At 58.2% G+C, this 17,643-nt stretch carries 14 protein-coding genes and 3 tRNA genes; 9 read left to right on the forward strand and 8 right to left on the reverse strand.

The window, feature by feature from the left end; translation table 11 throughout:
* Window positions 1-39: 39 nt before the first annotated feature.
* Window positions 40-384, reverse strand: coding sequence for a DNA-directed RNA polymerase subunit omega (gene rpoZ / locus ACR3XE_RS11235; RefSeq protein WP_473700100.1), 345 nt, complete (start codon window positions 382-384; stop codon window positions 40-42).
* Between the two features lie 141 nt (window positions 385-525).
* Here rpoZ and ACR3XE_RS11240 point away from each other — a divergent pair, with 141 nt between their 5' ends.
* Window positions 526-1,707 carry a phospholipase D-like domain-containing protein gene (locus ACR3XE_RS11240; RefSeq protein WP_486185746.1) on the forward strand — a complete coding sequence of 394 codons (1,182 nt, stop codon included), beginning with the start codon at window positions 526-528 and terminating at the stop codon, window positions 1,705-1,707.
* A 12-nt stretch (window positions 1,708-1,719) separates the two neighbouring features.
* Here ACR3XE_RS11240 and ACR3XE_RS11245 read toward each other — a convergent pair whose 3' ends face one another.
* Entirely contained in the window at window positions 1,720-2,358 is a 639-nt protein-coding gene (locus ACR3XE_RS11245) for a class I SAM-dependent methyltransferase (RefSeq protein WP_473700097.1), read from the reverse strand.
* A 177-nt stretch (window positions 2,359-2,535) separates the two neighbouring features.
* Here ACR3XE_RS11245 and ACR3XE_RS11250 point away from each other — a divergent pair, with 177 nt between their 5' ends.
* On the forward strand, window positions 2,536-3,846 hold the full coding sequence (locus tag ACR3XE_RS11250; protein WP_473700096.1) for an MFS transporter: 1,311 nt from the start codon (window positions 2,536-2,538) through the stop codon (window positions 3,844-3,846).
* Here ACR3XE_RS11250 and ACR3XE_RS11255 read toward each other — a convergent pair.
* Window positions 3,843-6,167: a CDC48 family AAA ATPase gene (locus ACR3XE_RS11255; protein WP_473700095.1), complete on the reverse strand. Its 2,325-nt coding sequence runs from the start codon at window positions 6,165-6,167 to the stop codon at window positions 3,843-3,845. The two genes, ACR3XE_RS11250 and ACR3XE_RS11255, sit on opposite strands and share 4 nt — an antisense overlap.
* Window positions 6,168-6,313: 146 nt before the next feature.
* Here ACR3XE_RS11255 and ACR3XE_RS11260 point away from each other — a divergent pair, with 146 nt between their 5' ends.
* Complete coding sequence (locus ACR3XE_RS11260) at window positions 6,314-7,192, forward strand: LysR substrate-binding domain-containing protein (protein WP_473700094.1); 879 nt, start codon at window positions 6,314-6,316, stop codon at window positions 7,190-7,192.
* Window positions 7,193-7,356: 164 nt separating this feature from the next.
* The gene (locus ACR3XE_RS11265) at window positions 7,357-7,671 is read left to right on the forward strand and encodes an HPF/RaiA family ribosome-associated protein (RefSeq protein ID WP_473700093.1); all 315 of its coding nucleotides are present in this window, start codon (window positions 7,357-7,359) and stop codon (window positions 7,669-7,671) included.
* A gap of 51 nt (window positions 7,672-7,722) precedes the next feature.
* Here ACR3XE_RS11265 and ACR3XE_RS11270 read toward each other — a convergent pair.
* Window positions 7,723-7,797: transfer RNA gene (locus ACR3XE_RS11270), tRNA-Thr, on the reverse strand.
* Between the two features lie 116 nt (window positions 7,798-7,913).
* Here ACR3XE_RS11270 and ACR3XE_RS11275 point away from each other — a divergent pair.
* Window positions 7,914-8,048, forward strand: coding sequence for a hypothetical protein (locus ACR3XE_RS11275; protein WP_473700092.1), 135 nt, complete (start codon window positions 7,914-7,916; stop codon window positions 8,046-8,048).
* Here the strand turns inward: ACR3XE_RS11275 and ACR3XE_RS11280 are convergent.
* Complete coding sequence (locus ACR3XE_RS11280; RefSeq protein WP_486185747.1) at window positions 8,045-8,374, reverse strand: DUF1905 domain-containing protein; 330 nt, start codon at window positions 8,372-8,374, stop codon at window positions 8,045-8,047. The genes ACR3XE_RS11275 and ACR3XE_RS11280 overlap by 4 nt on opposite strands.
* Window positions 8,367-9,350, reverse strand: coding sequence for a peptidylprolyl isomerase (locus ACR3XE_RS11285; RefSeq protein WP_486185748.1), 984 nt, complete (start codon window positions 9,348-9,350; stop codon window positions 8,367-8,369). The genes ACR3XE_RS11280 and ACR3XE_RS11285 overlap by 8 nt, the downstream gene beginning before the upstream one ends.
* Window positions 9,351-9,424: 74 nt before the next feature.
* Here ACR3XE_RS11285 and ACR3XE_RS11290 point away from each other — a divergent pair.
* Together ACR3XE_RS11290 and ACR3XE_RS11295 are read left to right on the forward strand one after the other, a co-directional pair.
* Window positions 9,425-9,515 (forward strand) — tRNA-Ser (locus ACR3XE_RS11290).
* A 284-nt stretch (window positions 9,516-9,799) separates the two neighbouring features.
* Window positions 9,800-10,531: a GGDEF domain-containing protein gene (locus tag ACR3XE_RS11295; RefSeq protein ID WP_473700089.1), complete on the forward strand. Its 732-nt coding sequence runs from the start codon at window positions 9,800-9,802 to the stop codon at window positions 10,529-10,531.
* A 175-nt stretch (window positions 10,532-10,706) separates the two neighbouring features.
* Here the strand turns inward: ACR3XE_RS11295 and ACR3XE_RS11300 are convergent, their stop codons facing one another.
* The gene (locus ACR3XE_RS11300; RefSeq protein WP_473700088.1) at window positions 10,707-12,248 is read right to left on the reverse strand and encodes a BCCT family transporter; all 1,542 of its coding nucleotides are present in this window, start codon (window positions 12,246-12,248) and stop codon (window positions 10,707-10,709) included.
* Between the two features lie 368 nt (window positions 12,249-12,616).
* On the opposite strand from ACR3XE_RS11300, the gene ACR3XE_RS11305 reads away from it, so the two are divergent.
* Together ACR3XE_RS11305 and ACR3XE_RS11310 are read left to right on the forward strand one after the other, a co-directional pair.
* Complete coding sequence (locus ACR3XE_RS11305) at window positions 12,617-15,271, forward strand: TonB-dependent receptor (protein ID WP_486185749.1); 2,655 nt, start codon at window positions 12,617-12,619, stop codon at window positions 15,269-15,271.
* 100 nt (window positions 15,272-15,371) lie between these two features.
* Window positions 15,372-17,348, forward strand: coding sequence for a tetratricopeptide repeat-containing sulfotransferase family protein (locus ACR3XE_RS11310; protein WP_486185750.1), 1,977 nt, complete (start codon window positions 15,372-15,374; stop codon window positions 17,346-17,348).
* 200 nt (window positions 17,349-17,548) lie between these two features.
* Here the strand turns inward: ACR3XE_RS11310 and ACR3XE_RS11315 are convergent.
* Window positions 17,549-17,634 (reverse strand) — tRNA-Tyr (locus ACR3XE_RS11315).
* Window positions 17,635-17,643: the final 9 nt, after the last annotated feature.

A 17,643-nucleotide genomic window follows, 5' to 3' on the forward strand; every position in this document is an offset into this window, starting at 1 on the left:
GTTTCCTGCAGCCCCTGATGTTGTTGATCGTGAGACGAGTTAATCGAATTCGGTGTTGCTGCTCGCCGGGCTGCGCGGCGGGGCAGCGGCGGTCAGACGCAGCGCCTCGGCCGAACGGCTGATCGAGCTGATCTCATCGGGCGTATCATCATCATCGATGACCACTTTTTGCAGCGAAACGACAAGCGAACCCTTCAGATCCTTTGGTTTCACGGTCTGTTCGGCGATTTCACGCAGGGCAACGACCGGATTCTTGTCACGGTCACGATCAATGGTGAGTTCCGAGCCGCCCGAAATTTCGCGCGCGCGATGTGCCGAGAACAGCACAAGGTCAAAACGGTTGGGAACTTTGTCGACGCAATCCTCGACGGTAACGCGGGCCATGATAATTCCTTGAATAGCGGAAGAGGTGTCCGTCCTTTGAGACAAGACAGCAAGCGCTGCGCGCTAGCAGCAGGCCCCGCTCCTGTCAATGCAAGCCCCCTCCTCTTGCTCCCCAATATCGCAACCGCCTATGAGCCTGTTATGACGACTGACAGGGAAACCGAGCGATTGATCGCCGACGTGGCTGGGCACAGGTTGGAGGTCCTTCCAGACGGGCGAGATCGATTGACCCGGCTTGTGCGGCTGATTGATGGGGCAGAGCACAGCATCGACCTTATCTTTTACATGTTCTCTGATGACAGTGCCGGACAAATGGCGCTTGCCGCCTTGATACGCGCAGCAGAACGCGGCGTGCGCGTCCGTGCCGTCATCGACAGTTTCGGTTCATCCGAAACGCCTGATAGCTTCTTCACGCCGTTGCACGCGGCGGGTGGGCAAATCACCTTCTTCTCGCGCCGCTGGCGATCAAGCTATCTGATTCGCAACCATCAAAAAATGATTATCACCGACCAGCAGGATGTGATGATGGGCGGATTTAACATCAACAACGGATATTTGTCCGCGCCCGGCCCCGATATCTGGTTTGACCTCGGCGTTGTGATCAGCGGTGCATCGGTCGACAAACTGGTCGCATGGTTTGAAGAGATTCATGACTATACCGTCCATAATGACGGAAAACTGCTCGTGCTGCGGCGCCTGATCCGTCAGTGGCCCGTGGTTGAAGGGCCATTTTCCTGGCTCGTCGGCGGTCCGACCCAGCGCCTGTCGCCCTGGGCACGAACAGTGCGCCGCGATTTCATCGGGGCAAAGCGTCTTGATATGGCGATGGCCTATTTCTCACCTGCACAAGGTATGCTGAGGCGTATCGGCAAGATTGCCCGCACTGGCACGGTGCGGCTTGTCATGGCAGCCAAATCGGACAATGCCGCGACCGTCGGCGCCTCTCGGCTTCTTTATGGCTATTTGTTGCGCAAGGGCGCCGCGATCTGGGAATATCAACCGAGCCGCCTGCATATGAAGCTCATCGTTATTGACGATATCGTCTATCTCGGTTCGACCAATTTCGACATGCGCAGTCTGTTCCTGAACGTCGAGTTGAGTCTGCGGATCGTCGATGCTGACTTCGCCAATCAGATGCGCGACTTCCTCGACCGGCAACAAGGCGATTGCGCGCTGATCACACGCGAAAGCCATAAACGCAGCACAAGCTGGCTAACACGATTGCGCTGGACCCTGTCATGGTTTGTGGTTGGTTTGGCCGACTATACCGTCTCGCGGCGGCTCAACTTTGGCTTGGGGGAAATGCCCAACGGCGACCAGTAGTGAGGCGCTGGATCATTCTTTCCAGCCCCAGAACAGGAAGCAGGGCGGGACGTTGACCCATTCAAAGGCACCGTCAATGCGCGCAAAATGGGTTGCGAGGAAATCGCGTGCCTTGGCGCGGAACTGATAGACAAGAAATGCGCCGCCGGGCCGCAAAATGCGATGGGTCGCGGCGGCAATGGCGGGGCCGACTCCGCTCGGCAGTGTCGAAAATGGCAAGCCCGAGAGGACATAATCGGCTTCGGCAAAGCCATGCTCGGAGATAATATCCTCGACATCGGCGGCCGACCCCAGAACCGCGATAAAGCGGCTGTCGCGGATTTGGGCGCGCAGATAGTCGATGAAATCGGGATTGGTGTCGATGACGATCAGCGTCGCATCGCCTTTCAGTTTTTCGAGCACCGGCCGACAAAATGTTCCGACGCCGGGGCCATATTCGACGAATAATTTTGTTTCCTGCCAGTTCACCGGGCGGAGCATATGCTGGATAAGCGTCGGCGATGACGGAATGATCGAACCGACCATCACGGGATGTTTGATAAAGCCCTTGAGGAAAATGCCCCACGGTCCGAAAAATCGCTGTAGTCGATCACGAATTCGTCGAGAGAAGGGCGTTCTTGCTGTCTGGGCCTGCACCCGCGGATTGTTCATGTCAGCCTTCGGTCCGTTAAACTTGCCCGTGCGGTGCCAAAGATATAGCCTTGGCGCAAGGAAAGAGTGCGCCTATCCGGCCCGAATTTCGGGACAATACTAGACAGTTGGCCGCGCGTGTGTAGGGACATGGGACGCATTTCCGCGCGCTTTCGATAAAAGGCAGTTGCGACCGCCATGGCTTCCCTACCCCGCTCGATTCCCAATGATCGCATGGCCTTGCTGTTCGCAATCATGCTCATCGCGGCGGCGGGCAACACCGCGATGCAATCTATTCTGCCCGCGATTGGTGCCAAGCTGAAAATACCCGATGTGTGGGTCAGCCTAGCCTTTAGCTGGTCGGCGCTATTGTGGGTGCTGACCGCCCCGCATTGGGCGCGGCAATCGGACAAACGCGGGCGCAAAGCCCTGATGGCGCTGGGCGTTGCGGGGTTCGCTGCGTCGATGGCGCTATGCGGAATCACGCTATGGGGCGGGCTCAACGGCTGGCTGGGCGCCGGACTGACCTTCGTTATCTTCGCGATGTTTCGTAGCCTTTATGGCGGACTCGGGTCGGCATCGCCGCCAGCGGTGCAAGCCTATGTCGCGTCGCGGACCGAACCCGCCGAACGAACGCAGGCCCTGTCGATGATTGCATCCTCGTTCGGATTGGGAACAGTGATCGGTCCGGCCATCGCGCCAGTCTTCATCCTGCCCTTTCTGGGGCTCGCCGGCCCGATGATCATGTTTGCACTGATCGGCATCATTCTTCTCGTCCTGCTGCGTTGGCGTCTGCCCAATGACGTCCCCAAATTCGCTGCGCGCGGCAATATCGCCTCCTATCCGACCTCAGCCGGATCGCCCGATGCTGCGCGCGACGACGAAGAAGAGGAGGAGGAAGACAGCGATTTATTCGCCAAAGAGCTCGCCTGGCGCGATCAGCGGGTCCGGCCATGGCTGGTCGCGGGTCTGTTCGGGGGACAGGCGCAGGCGATGATGCTGGGCGTCATCGGATTTCTGATTCTCGACCGGTTGAATTTACGACTAAATCCGGACGAAGCCGCCGCGATGACCGGCGTAGTCCTAATGGCCGGTGCCTTTGCGACCTTGCTATCGCAGTGGGGACTCATCCCACTCCTCAACCCCTCGGCCCGCGCCGCCGTCCTGTGGGGCGCGGCGTTGGGAGGGATGGGTGCGATTATCACCGGCCTATCGCAAGATCTCCATGGCATTGTCTTCGGCTTCGCATTGGCGTCGCTCGGCTTCGGTTTGTTCCGCCCCGGTTTTACGTCGGGCGCATCGCTATCTGTGCCACGACGCGATCAGGGGAGCGTCGCCGGCATGACAGCGTCGATCAACGGATCGGCCTATATCGTCTCGCCAGCCATCGGGGTGCTGCTCTATAATTGGCACCCGATGGTGGCTTATGGCCTGATGGCAAGCTTTTGCGCCGCCCTGCTTCTCTGGGGCTGGTCGGCGCTCAAAGCCGTCGAGGCGCGCGCCGCCTAATCCCTTTCCTCGTCACCATGCTTGGTCTCATGAACGGGCTTGAGCATACCCGGCGCGAAAAAGCCGATCGGATTGACGCTCATGACATTCTTCTTGATCTCGCCACGCAGCTTCTCATAGTCGCGTTCCATCGCTTCGGTGACAGAAGCACGCGAATCCTTGAACGCTTCGTCAAAATCCGCTTGCGTGACCGTATCGCTGTCAATTGAGCGTTTGAGCGCCACAAGCCCAGCGCGGCGCACCAGATCTTCCAGATCGGCACCTGTAAAGCGCTCCGCTAGCCCGGCCAGCGCAGCCAAATCAACATCGTCAGCCAGAGGCATTTTGGCTGTATGGATTTCCAAAATCTTCAGGCGTCCGCTCTTGCCGGGAACCGCGACATAGATCAACTCATCGAGCCGACCGGGCCGCAGCAAAGCCGGATCGATCAGGTTGGGACGATTGGTCGCGCCGATCACGACGACGGACTGCATGTCATCAAGCCCGTCCATTTCGGCGAGAATCGTATTGACGACGCGCTCGGTCACCTGTGGCTCACCGCCGCCCGCACTGCCGCGTGCCGGAACCAGGCTGTCGATTTCGTCGATAAAGACAATGGTGGGCGCAACCGCGCGGGCGCGCGCAAACAGCTTGGCGATCTGTTGTTCGCTTTCGCCATACCATTTCGACAAAAGATCGGATGATTTGATCGCAATGAAATTGGCATCGGATTCGCGCGCCGCCGCCTTTGCCAGCAAGGTTTTTCCGGTTCCGGGCGGGCCATAGAGCAAGAAGCCCTTGGCCGGGCGGATACCCAGACGACGAAAGGCTTCGGGCTGCTTGAGCGGCAATTCGATGCCTTCGATCAATTTCTCGCGCGCATCATCGAGCCCGCCAATATCGGTCCAGCGGATCTTTGGCGCTTGCACCATAACCTCGCGCATCGCCGACGGCTGGACGCGTTTGAGCGCATTGGTGAAATCGTCGCGCGTGACGCGCAAATCTTCGAGCACTTCAGGTGGAATCGTACCCTCGGACAGGTTGAGCTTGGGCATGATACGCCGCACCGCCTCAATCGCCGCCTCGCGGGTCAGCGCGGCAACATCGGCGCCCACAAAACCAAAGGTGGTGCGCGCCAGTTCGGACAGATCGACATCGGGCGCCAACGGCATACCGCGCGTGTGAATACCCAAAATCTCGCGCCGTCCCCCTTCGTCGGGAACGCCGATGATGATTTCGCGGTCAAAGCGGCCCGGACGCCGCAACGCTTCATCAACCGCATCGGGGCGGTTGGTTGCCGCGATCACGACCAGATTGGTGCGCGGTTCCAGTCCGTCCATCAATGTCAGCAATTGCGCGACCAGTCGCTTTTCGGCCTCGCCGGTCACCTGTTCGCGTTTGGGCGCGATCGAATCAATCTCGTCGATGAACAATATCGACGGTGCAGCCTTGGCCGCGGCCTCGAACACTTCGCGCAACCGTTTTTCGGATTCACCATAGGCCGACCCCATAATTTCGGGGCCGTTGATCAGGAAAAAATTGGCTTCGCTCTCATTCGCAACCGCGCGCGCCAGCCGGGTCTTGCCGGTTCCTGGCGGACCATGCAGCAAAACCCCGCGCGGCGGATCGACGCCCAACCGCTGGAACAATTCGGGATAGCGCAGCGGCAGTTCGACCATCTCGCGCAACTGGTCGATCGTTTCGCCAAGCCCGCCCAGATCATCATAGGTCACATCGGCGCGGCGAGCTTCCTGCGCTTCTTGATATTCGGGCAAAAGTTCGACTTCGGTATTTTCGTCGATGAACACCACACCTTTGGGCGTGGCCGAGACCACCGACAGTCGCACTTCGGCGAGCGCATAGGCGGGGGCATTGAGCATCTGGCGCAGTTGCGGCGGCATATCACCCGTCGGCAGCTTTTGTTGTCCGGTCGTCGACACGGTATCGCCCGCGACCAACGGCCGACCGGCAAAGCTGCGCTTGAGCGCCAGCGCCGACCCTTGCAGACGCAAATTTTGTTGCGCGGGAGCAAAGACGACGCGCGTCGCTGCGCGTGTTTCAACCTTACTGATTTCGACCATATCGCCCGCCCCGGCCCCCGCATTGGCACGCTGGAGCCCGTCGAGCCGAACAATCTCTATCCCTTCATCCTCGGTATAGGGGGCCATGACGCGCGAAGCGGTCAGGCGTTTGCCGGTAATCTGGACAACATCGCCCTCGGTCACGCCCAGTTCGGCCATCATCGACCGCGGAATACGCGCAATGCCGCCGCCACTTTCCTCGGCGCGCGCATTGGCGACCTGCAGTTTGACTTTGCTGTCTTTACCCGATGCGTCGGCCAATGCATTTCTCCTGTAGCGGTCAGAATGTTGAAGATAGGGGGCATGTTGTGTCTTTTCGACCCCTCGGCGCCAAGAGATTGATGCTGCACCGCACAAGTTTCTGGCATGATGAGTACCAACGTGCCATCATCATCAAAGAGAATCCTATGCCCAGACTCCCGCCCCTCAGCAGCATGGAAGCCTTTTTGGAGGTTGCGCGCCATGGCACCGTAAAAGCCGCAGCGAATGAGCTGGGTTTGTCGATGCCTGCCCTTTCGCGCCGGATCCAGACCCTCGAACATGCGGTCGGTCGTCCCTTGTTTGACCGTCATCACCACGGGCTTCGGCTCACCGAAGCGGGTCGGACTTTACAGGCGCAGCTAGCACCGGTGCTCGAAGACTTACGCGGCGTGATACTAGGCATCGGAAGTCCGCAGGCGTCGCTTCGCCTCCATCTCAACGTGCTGCCGCTGTTCGCCCAGCAGCGCCTGTTTCCGCGACTTCCCGACCTGCGGCGCGCCCATCCTGAACTTCACATCGACATCGACACGCTGTCGCATGGCGAATCGCGCCTGAGCGAAGGCATTGACGCCGCGATTGCTCTTGCCCGCACCATCGACCCGACGCTTTATGCGGCCCGACTGGACCGGGACAAAGTGTTTCCGATCGCGGCGGAAACGCTGACCGAAGGCGACCGCAAGATCAGCGTCCCTGAACAATTGCAGAGTCTGACGATACTGCTTCACCGCGAAATGCCGGACACCTTTACCGAATGGAAAAAGGCAGTCGGAATGCCCTATCTTGAACCCGCGGGGATCGATTTCTTCGATTCGGGGCCTTTGATGCTAGAGGCCGCCGCGCAAGGCATCGGTGTCGCCTTCATGCACGGCCATCATTTCGATGACGCGCACGATTCACGGCTGATTCGTCTGTTCGATTTCGATGTCGACAGCCCGTACAGCTATTGGTTTGTATGCCGCCCACGCGCCCTGCGCCAGCCCTCGGTAAAGCTGTTCCACGATTGGCTGCTCGACGCAAAAATCTAGCGGACAAAGTGCCCATTCCCATGCCACCGGCATAGATGGTGGCTTACAAATGCGATGTCTGATATCGAGAGATTACGTCATGCTGACCGTGTTTTTAAACTTGCACTCCGTCACGCATCTTCATCTTCTCCATACACATCTTTCAAATATGAAAAGGGGTCGACGTGCAGTTTCAACTCAATACGGATGCGAATATCCAGGGCGATGATCGCCTGGCCGAAATCGCCGAAAACATGGTCACGTCCTCGCTGGGACACCTGACAAGTCGCCTCACAAGAATTGAGGTGCATCTTGCCGACGTCAACGCTTCAAAAGGTGGGGCTGATGATATTCGCTGCACCATCGAGGCGCGCCCTGAAGGGATGCAGCCGCAATCCGTCACCCATTTCGATGCGAATGTGGAAGCCGCTTTGCGCGGTGGAGCCAAGAAAATCCGTGCGTTGCTGGACAGTGAATTCGGCAAGCTGGCGCGGCGCTAACGCTTTTGCGCGCCTCGCGCAGAATCTTGATCGTCACTCAGATGAAATAAATGGTGCTGCTGGACAGGATTGAACTGTCGACCTCGTCATTACCAATGACGCGCTCTACCACTGAGCTACAGCAGCAACCGGATTGCCGACACCGCATGGCGGTGGGCAGGCGCGGCCTATGGCTTGGCGCCTTTCGCCTGTCAAGGCACGAGGCTTGACGAATGATGCCTGGCGGTTGCATGGCCGCGCAAATGAGCCAGCAACCGCCCCCCAAAGCCGATAGCGAAAAAGAGCGCCGCCTCGCCGAAGCCCTGCGGACCAATTTGCGCAAACGCAAGGCGCAGGCGCGCGAAGGCAAGGCGAAGGATGGAGAGGCGAAGGATTAGAGCACGACGCAAATAGAGACGCGATCGCCCTCACCTAGTCCTTCTGCCTTGCGCACCGCTGCCTTGACCGGAAGCAACCAGCCGCCGCTTTCTTTATGCGGAAAAACCGACGTGTCCCAGCTTGTGTCGCCTATTGTCACGCGCACCTTGGCCGAGCCAAAGCCGCGCAGTCCGTTAAGCCACTGTCCCGACATCGCCGCGATTCGTATTTTGTCGGCCACATCGCCCTCGATGGTCAGGAAATGCCAGCTCGCGGGGCCTTTGTCGGATGTCCAGCGCCAGAGCGTGGCTGTGGCCGTGAAGCCCTCCAGGTCCGGCTCATTCATCCGCCTTCACCGCACGCACCGGCACCGGAATGTTGCAAATATCCGTCCCGCCCGCCGGCTTTATGAAGAAAGGATCACGCCGGTTCGCACGAGCGTCGGCATATTTGGCGAAAGCCTCCCCTTCGGTGGAGAGATATTCGTAATGCGGTTGATCGGCGGCGGGCATCTCGCTCGCAAGCCGGACCGACATGATCGGCACCCGCTCCGCTTCATCCTCATAAAAGCCCAGCGGGCCGGTCCCGCGCGGCAGGCTCGACATAGTCTCGATCCCGCTGATCACCCGTCCGACCAGTGCGATGTTACGGTCGAGATGGCGCGGGGCATGACCGATAACGGTGTAAAGCTCGGCTCCGGTGCCGGTGTCGGGTGAATAATTGCGACCAACGCCAACCATGCCATAGCAGTGGACGGGCCACATCCGGCTCATGTCGGAAGCAATTGACCACCCATGCCAAGGTGCCACGAAATCAGAATAGGCGTCATTCACGGAGAAAGGATGCTGCGGCGCAGGGCTGCCAATCGTATCGTGCTCCGCAGCGGCCATGACCAAGGATTCGATTTCATTTGCTGGCGATGTGTATTCACTCTCCGGCACCACCGCCAAACCCTCTGGCAGTGCCTTAGCCTTCGCTTCGTCCTCACCGTTGGCATCGCCCCACTGCACCACATAATTGTCCTGCACACGATTGATGCTGGTGCCGTCCCACCAATGCGCGGCGGCGAGCTTGCGGATATTGCCGATCCAGCCTTGGCTGAACGGCGGTGGCATCAACTGGATGACAACGCGGCGGGCCTTGCCCTTGGCATCGGGGGCCAGGTCCATGACGAGCAGATCGGACGGCGCAATGGCGATCCATTCGCTCGCCTTGGCGGCATCGACAATCTCGCCCGGCGATGGCGCAGGTGCCGGATCCTCGGCCTGAACGGGAACGGAAAGCGAAAGCACTGCGGCGGCAGCAAGAAGCATATGTTTCATCTTGCTTGTCTGCCATGCCCAAGCGACTTGCGAAAGCCCCGATGAGCGACTAGGGCGCGCGTTCCAGTGCATGCGGAGCGGTGGCCGAGTGGTCGAAGGCGCTCGCCTGGAAAGTGAGTATAGGTCAAAAGCCTATCGTGGGTTCGAATCCCACCCGCTCCGCCAGCCACTATCGGCTAACACTCCCAAGTGAGAACATGTCACGGGCGTGGACCTCTGCAAAGCCCCATTGACGGATAGCATCGCAACTATACTTTCGTCAGAATAATATCTGTTTCGTCCTTGCCGAGATGATGGTCTTATGAGGGCAGAAGGTATCCGGAAGAGTATTGAAGACAACCGAGTTTCGGATGGATTCAGCATGATTTAAGACAATTGATAACTATTTTATGCAACACATCGACAGGTAATAGTGGGGACCTGTACTTATGCTCGTTGGGCGCAATAAAATGATCTTCAATCTCGTCGCCCGAGGTGTGATCATCATGCTCTTCGCAATGGCCGCATCGGCGTCGGTTGTCGCGTGGATCAGCACGGACCTGCCGCCTGATCTTTATCGCCGATCCGTCCATGCGGCGCTTTTCATTCCAATGCTGATTTCACCTCCCGTCTCATTTCTGGTGGGGCGGCTCAATTACCGATATTATTTGTTGCACCAAAAAGTCGAATGGCTGGCCGAGCATGACGAAATGACCGGTCTGTTAAATCGCCGCGCCTTTCGAACCGAAGCGGCAAAAATGTTGAAACCACAGGACGAAGCGGCGATGGCGCAACCGGTCGTGCTCCTGCTGGCCGATATTGACCATTTTAAGCTGGTGAATGACAGTTTGGGCCATGATGCTGGCGATGAAGCGATCCGACATATCGCTCAATTATTGACGCAGTTGAGCCCCGAAGGAGCGGTAATCGCGCGCCTTGGCGGCGAAGAATTTGCGATCTTGACCGACTGGATCAGCTTGGCCGATGCCCGCAGCCTTGCCGAATCGCTTCGCCATACGGTCGAGCAAACACCGTGCATCTATAAGGATACGGCCATTGCCCTGACCCTCAGCATCGGCGTCGCTATCGGCAGCCGCAGCGAGAATATCGGTCCGATCCTGCAACGCGCCGACAAACAACTCTATAGCGCCAAGGACGATGGCCGTAACGCCTTCTCTATCGCGTCAACTCTGGCAGCCTAAGGCTTAGCCCCGTTGATTTACGCCTAGACTGGAAGCCGTGCAGTGCGCTTTGAGATAGGTCGCACCGATCATGATCGTCTTGCCGGACCATCTGCCTTCTGTCAGCTTCTCGACGCAGACGGATAAAGATGGCTTTGGTCACCCAACAAGTGACGGGCAATGCTGGCCCTGAACATTAGGTCTGACTTGCAGATTCATGCAGCAATCGGATGAGCCCGTAGCATATGGCAAGCAGGACGATAGCGAAGGGTAATCCGGTGACAATGGCTGCTGTCTGCAAGGCACCGATCCCACCGGCATAGAGCAGCGCACCGGCCAAAAGGCCGATTGCGATGGCCCAGGTTACGCGCGGGACGAAGCGCGCTTCGTGGTTGCCGCCGGAGGCTATCATCGCCGTCACCAGCGCGCCCGAATCAGCCGAAGTGACGAAGAAAGTCGCGACGACGACGATGGCAAGGCCAGAAACAAACTCGCTAAACGGATAATGTTGGAGGAAGGCGAACAGAGCGTCGGGCATCGAGGCGGCCACAGCCTGCGACAAGCCACCAGCACCGAACAGCTCTATATGTAGCGCGCTGTCGCCAAAAATTGTCATCCACGCGAAAGTGAACAGGGTGGGCACCAGCAAGACGCCGCCAATAAAGCCGCGAATGGTGCGGCCATAGGAAATGCGGGCGATGAAAATGCCGACAAAGGGCGACCAGCTGATCCACCAGGCATAATAGAACAGCGTCCAGCTGCTCTGCCAGTCCTCGGTGGTATAGCTTTCCGTCCAGGTCGAGAAATAGACGAAGCGTTGCACATAGTAGCCGATGTTCTGGATATAGCTGTCGAGCAGGAACACCGTCGGACCGGCCACAAAAACAAAGAAGGCCAGACCAAGTGCCAACACCATATTCGCTTCGGACAAGCGCTTGATACCGACGTCGAGACCGAGCGCGACCGAAATTGTCGCCATGCCGGTAATGATAACAATCAGGATTGCCTTGACGAAGCCATTGTCGGGAACCCCCGCCAGCAAAGCGAGACCGGCGTTTATCTGCGACGCTCCGAAGCCGAGCGAGGCGGCGACACCGCACACCGTGGCGGTGATCGCCAGCACGTCCACCAGATCGACAACGATAGTTGGAATGCGCGGAAAAGCCGCGCGCAGGAAGGCGCCGATGCTCAAAGTCAGGTTCTTGTTATAGGCAACATAGGCCAGACCGAGACCAATGATCGCATAGATCGCCCAGGCGTGAAGCCCCCAGTGCAGAAAGGTCAGCCCCATGGCATGCTGTGCGTTACGCGCCAGTCCCCGTGGCAGTGTCGCGCCGGGGTCCGAAAAGGAGGAGATCGGCGGGTTTGCGAAATGCATCACCGGCTCGGCCACACCATAGAAGAGCAAGCCGATCCCCATGCCGGCACTGAACAGCATCGAAAACCAGCTGAGCGAACTATATTTGGGCTTCGCATCAGGCCCACCGAGCCGGACATTGCCCAATTTGGTGAACGCCAGATACCCGCAGGCAACCAGCATGATATTGACCGTTGCGACCAGCAGCCACCCGAAACTGTGGGTTGCCCACGCCTGAATCGCCGCGAAACGTTCGGCTGCAACGCTGGTGTCGAACAAGGCAAAGGCAATCAACAGCCCGATCGCGCCGATCGCACCAAAGAATACGGTAGGCTTGAAATCGACGATGGAGCTAGTTTCGTCGCCTAGTTGACTTGCCACCTCGTTAGAACTCCCAGACTATTTAGACCTATTACTTAAAATCATTCTGTATATACAAATAGTAATAGAATAACGTAAGTAACTAACCTTTGCGGTAAACTATCTGAAACCGACCCTGTTCCGGTCTGTTCCGTGACAATCATGCCCATATGATTAGTGTTGTCATTATGCAACGATTCATATTTGTGGCCGTCAATTTGGAAAATATTGGTTTGCCATGGCCTGTGTCATTGATTAGGGGCCTGTGCAGGAGCTTTTGTTAGCACAATTTCTCCTTCGGCTTTCTGGCGCCTTGGCTTTCTGGCTGCGCCTTGGGGCGCTCTGGCGCCATCCGCCGACATCTAGAGAGAAACAACAGGGGAATTAATATGTTGAAGCGTTGCAGCGGCGCGTCCATTGGCGCGCTGGCAATTGCTATTGCCGCACCCACACCGGTTCTGGCGCAAGGGGCTACGGCTGCTGCCCAACGCGAAGGTGGTGTGAAGGCTATCGTGGTCACCGCGACCAAGCGCAGCGCGAGCCTGCAGGACGTACCGGTTTCGGTCAGCGCACTCGGCGCGGACGAGCTCGACAATCTGGGCGTCGATACCTTTGGCGATTATCTTGAGCAGCTGCCCAATGTGACAGCTGGAGGCAGCGGTCCGGGACAGAGCACAATTTATATCCGGGGGCTCGCCTCGACGACGCCGAATCTGACAACGGCTGGGGTTGCGGGCCTAGCCCCCAACGTCGCCATGTATCTGGACGATCAGCCCCTGTCGCAACCGGGCCGTAACCTTGACGTTTATGCGGCTGACCTTGAACGCATCGAAGTGCTGGCGGGGCCACAAGGCACACTGTTCGGCGCCAGCTCTCAGGCCGGCGTGGTGCGTTTGATTACCAACAAACCAAGCCTCAGTGGCTTTGATGCCTATGCCAAGGGCGGCGTTTCCTTCACCAAAAAGGGTGAGTCGAGCTATAAGGGCGAGATCATGCTCAACGTGCCGGTCACCGACACGCTGGCGCTGCGCGGCGTGGTCTATCTCGACGATCAGGGCGGCTATATCGACAATGTGCAGGGAACCCGTTCCGCAGCGGAAAGCGCGCGATTCCGTCCGGCGGGAACCATTCGAGACAATGGCGTGCCGGTGAGCCCGGGTCGTGCGGGCTTTCAGGCCGGGGCAGACCTGTCGAACGTCAATTTCATCAACGCCAACAACAGCGGCCTCGTCCAGAAGGACTTTAACGACACCCAATATGCGGGTTTCCGGGTCAGTGCGTTGTGGCAAATCACGCCCGACTGGAAACTCACCGTCGCGCATGCTCGTCAGAGTGTGGAATCGGACGGTGTCTTCTTTGCAGACCCGGATCTTGGACTCGACGATTTGTCGATCCAGCGCTTTGAAGATGATCGTTTAGAGGATGATTTTTCGAATACGTCGTGGACCGTCGAGGGACGTCTTGGTGCGCTCGACATGGTTTATACCGGTGCCTACACCGAGCGTGAAACCGACCAGAAGGTCGACTATACCGACTATCTGTTTGTCGGTCAGTATCTGCCCTATTATATCTGTGACGGCTCTGTGTCCTATCCCGGTGCGGCCGCACCCTCGGGCACATGTCAGGCGCCGAACCTCTATGTCACCTCAACGGGCAAAACCAAGCAGTTTACCCAGGAACTGCGGTTTAACACGCCCGAAGAGAATCGCTGGCGCGTGACTGCCGGTGGTTTTTATTCCAAGCTGACACTGAAAGAGCGCAACGACTTCATCTATCCGGGCAGCACGTCCATTGATCTGTTCGGTGGGTCATTCCCTCCGAACTTTCCATTCCCCGGTGTGTATCAGAGCGACCCCGGCCCTTTCCCTGCCGGCGGTATCTTCCGGAATGACGTGGAACGCTCCGACAAACAGTTCGGCCTGTTCGGAGAAGCGTCGTTCGACGTCGTGCCCGACCTGCTCACCGTGACGCTCGGAGCCCGCTATTATGACGTGAAGGTCGATCTGCAAGGGACGGCCAACAGTTCATTCTGTAACTCCAGCGGTGTCGATGAAAACGCCTTTGGCACCAATATCTCCGACCTTTATGACGGCGACGGCCAATATACCTTCATCGGTAGCTGTAACGATGCCTTGCGCCAAACCTTCAATCAGGGCGATTCGATCACGGATATCATGGCGGCGGGCCTGAGCCAGGGCCAAGCGACACAGGTTTTCAACGCGCTCTCCGCGCCGGATAAGGCCAAAACCAAGGGCGCGATCGTCAAGGGCACCATCACCCTGACGCCGGCCGAAGATGTCATGTTCTACGCCACCTACTCCGAAGGCTTCCGGCCCGGTCTGCTGAACCGGCCCGGTGGTGCAGTGAACCCGGCGGGCACGTTCACAGTGCCCTTCGCGCTCGATACCGATGAGGTGAAAAACTATGAATTCGGCTGGAAAACCGAGCTGTTCAACCGCCAGCTACGGCTGAACGGCAGCGCTTACTATGTCGATATTTCAAATCTGCAGACGACGATCTTTGATACCAGCATCACCAATCTGTTCTTCTCGGACAATGCGGCTGATGCGCGTATCTATGGTCTCGAAGGTGATCTCACCTATGCTCCATATGCCGCACCGGGGCTGACCATTGCGGGTGCCTTTTCGATACTCGATACCAAAATCACCAAGGTTCTTACCCCGACCAACGACGTGACCAAAGGGGCGGACCTTGCCTATGCGCCCAAGTTTCAGGGCAATATGCGGGTTCGGTACGAGTGGGACCTGGGTGATTCCGGCCTTGTTGCGCATATCATGCCGCAGGTCGTACATTCGTCCTCGAAATTCACGGACATTATCGACATCAACCGGCTCAAGCTAAAGGCTTACACAACCTTTGCGCTGTCTGCCGGCGTCGAGAAGGACCAGTGGAGCTTTGAGGTCTATGGCGAGAATCTGACCGACACGCGCGCTCAGATCGCAGGTAATTTTGTCTATGATCGCGCCCGCATCACTACCAATCGTCCGCTGACGGTCGGTGTGCGGTTCGGCTGGCACTACTAAGCCAGCAGCTTTCGTTCCACCGATGAGACAAGCGGTAAGCGGCAGGCAGGGCGTCATGGCCTTGCCTGCCGCCTCTGTTTTACGGCAAGGAAGCATCATAATGGCCGAGGCATCCCCCACCGATACGCTTACCGCAGCGCAAGCCGCCTTGCGCGACGGCAAGTTTGCAGACGCCTTGGACGGTGCCTGCACCATCTTGTCGCAGGACAGCGACAATGCCGACGCACTCTATCTCGCTGCCGTTGCCTGTCGCTATCTGAAGCAGTTTGACGAAGCCGCTGCCTACCTACACAGCTTGTCGGTGGTAACACCCGAATATGGGCGTGGCTGGCAGGAACGCGGTCATCTTGCGCGTGCGCAGGGAAATGTTGAAGAGGCTTTGGCGGCCTATGCCCGCGCCGTGCGATATAATCCGGTGCTAGAAGCGAGCTGGCGCGCTCAGACAGAGCTATTTGCCCTGTCGGGACGCTCTGGTGAAGCAGAGGCGGCCCGCGTTCAGGCCGAGCGCGTCACCACCTTACCGCGCGAATTGCTGGCGGTGGCGAACCATCTTCACGAAGGCCGCCTGTTGCGCGCCGAAGAGATATGCCGCGCCTATCTGCGCCAGCATCCGCGCGATGTCGAAGGGATGCGCCTGCTTGCGGACATCGGCAGCCGCATGGGCGTGCTCGACGATGCCGAATTCCTGCTCGAAAGCGCCGTGACGTTTGAACCGGACAATATTCAGTTGCGGCTCGACTATATTCAGGTGCTGCGAAAGCGACAGAAATTCGCGCTGGCACTGAAAGAGACCGAGGCGCTCCACACACGCGAGCCGGGCAACCCGGTATTCGCCTCGCATCTGGCCATCGAAGCGATGCAAACGGGTGACTATGCGCGCGCCTTTACCCTGTTCGATGCCGTGCTCGAAAAGCTTCCGGACGATCCCGCAACGCTGACCAGCCGCGGTCATGCCCGCAAAACCACGGGCGCGCAGGATGACGCCGTCGCGTCCTATCGTGCCGCGATTGCCGCGAAACCGGATCATGGCGATGCCTGGTATGCGCTCGCCAACCTCAAGACCTGGCAGTTTAGCGACAGCGATCGCGCGGCGATGCGCCACCAACTCGACCGTCCCGAACTTGCTTTCATGGACCGGGTGCATCTGAGCTTTGCGATGGCCAAGGCGTGCGAGGATGCGGGTGAACATGCAGATGCTTTTCGCCATTATGACGAAGGCAACGCACTCAAGCGTCGTCAGGCTCGCTATGATGCCGACCGCATGAGCGCCGAGCTTTCCGCGCAAGCCGTTCATTGCCCGCCAGAACTGTTTTCGAAACAAGGGGGGGCAGGTCATCCGGCCCCCGACCCGATCTTCATCGTCGGACTGCCGCGTGCGGGATCGACCCTGCTTGAACAAATTCTCGCCTCGCATCCGATGATCGACGGCACACTGGAGCTTCCCGACATGCTGGCGATCGCCCATCGCCTCCGAGGCCGCCGCGCCGGGGCGTCACTCTATCCAGAGGTTTTGCACGACCTGACCGCCGAGCAGCTGGTCCATATGGGGGAGGGTTATATCGAGAGCACGCGCATTCATCGCGCGGACGCTCCCTATTTTATCGACAAAATGCCCAATAATTTCCGGCATATCGGCCTCATCCACCTGATTCTGCCGAATGCCAAGATCATCGATGCGCGCCGCGCGCCGATGGATTGCTGTTTCTCCGGTTTCAAGCAACTCTTTGCCGAAGGACAGGAATTTACCTACGGGCAAACAGAGATCGGCCGCTATTATGCCGATTATGTCAGACTGATGGACCATTGGGATCGCGTCTTGCCGGGCAAGGTTCTGCGTGTGCAGCACGAGGATATTCTGGACGATCTGGAAGGGCAAGTGCGCCACATGCTCGATTTCGTCGGTCTGGAATTTGATTCAAGGTGCCTGTCCTTCCACAAGACGCAAAGGGCGGTTCGCACCGCCAGTTCCGAACAGGTCCGCCGTCCAATTTCGCACGAAGGGGTGAAAGCCTGGGCTCCCTATGAGCAGTGGCTTGGTCCGATGCGCGACGAACTGGCAGACATCATGGAATCATAAATGACAAAGGGCTGAAGGGAGTCAGCCTTCACAATCACAGCATTCAGAATTCCCATCCACCAATTCTCCCACATTTTATCCCACGCATAAAATGGGTCGATGGGGGGGGGTGGCATAGATGCGCCAGGACGCAAATCACCCCAACTCCGCAGTATTGCTGGAATTTCCGGGATGCTCACAAATATATGGAGAGAACCCCCTGGTGGACAGGGCTGGATTCGAACCAGCGTACGGAAAACCGGGCAGATTTACAGTCTGCTGCCTTTAACCACTCGGCCACCTGTCCATGGGGTCC

The organism is Sphingopyxis sp. 10G20-10, assembly GCF_057365075.1.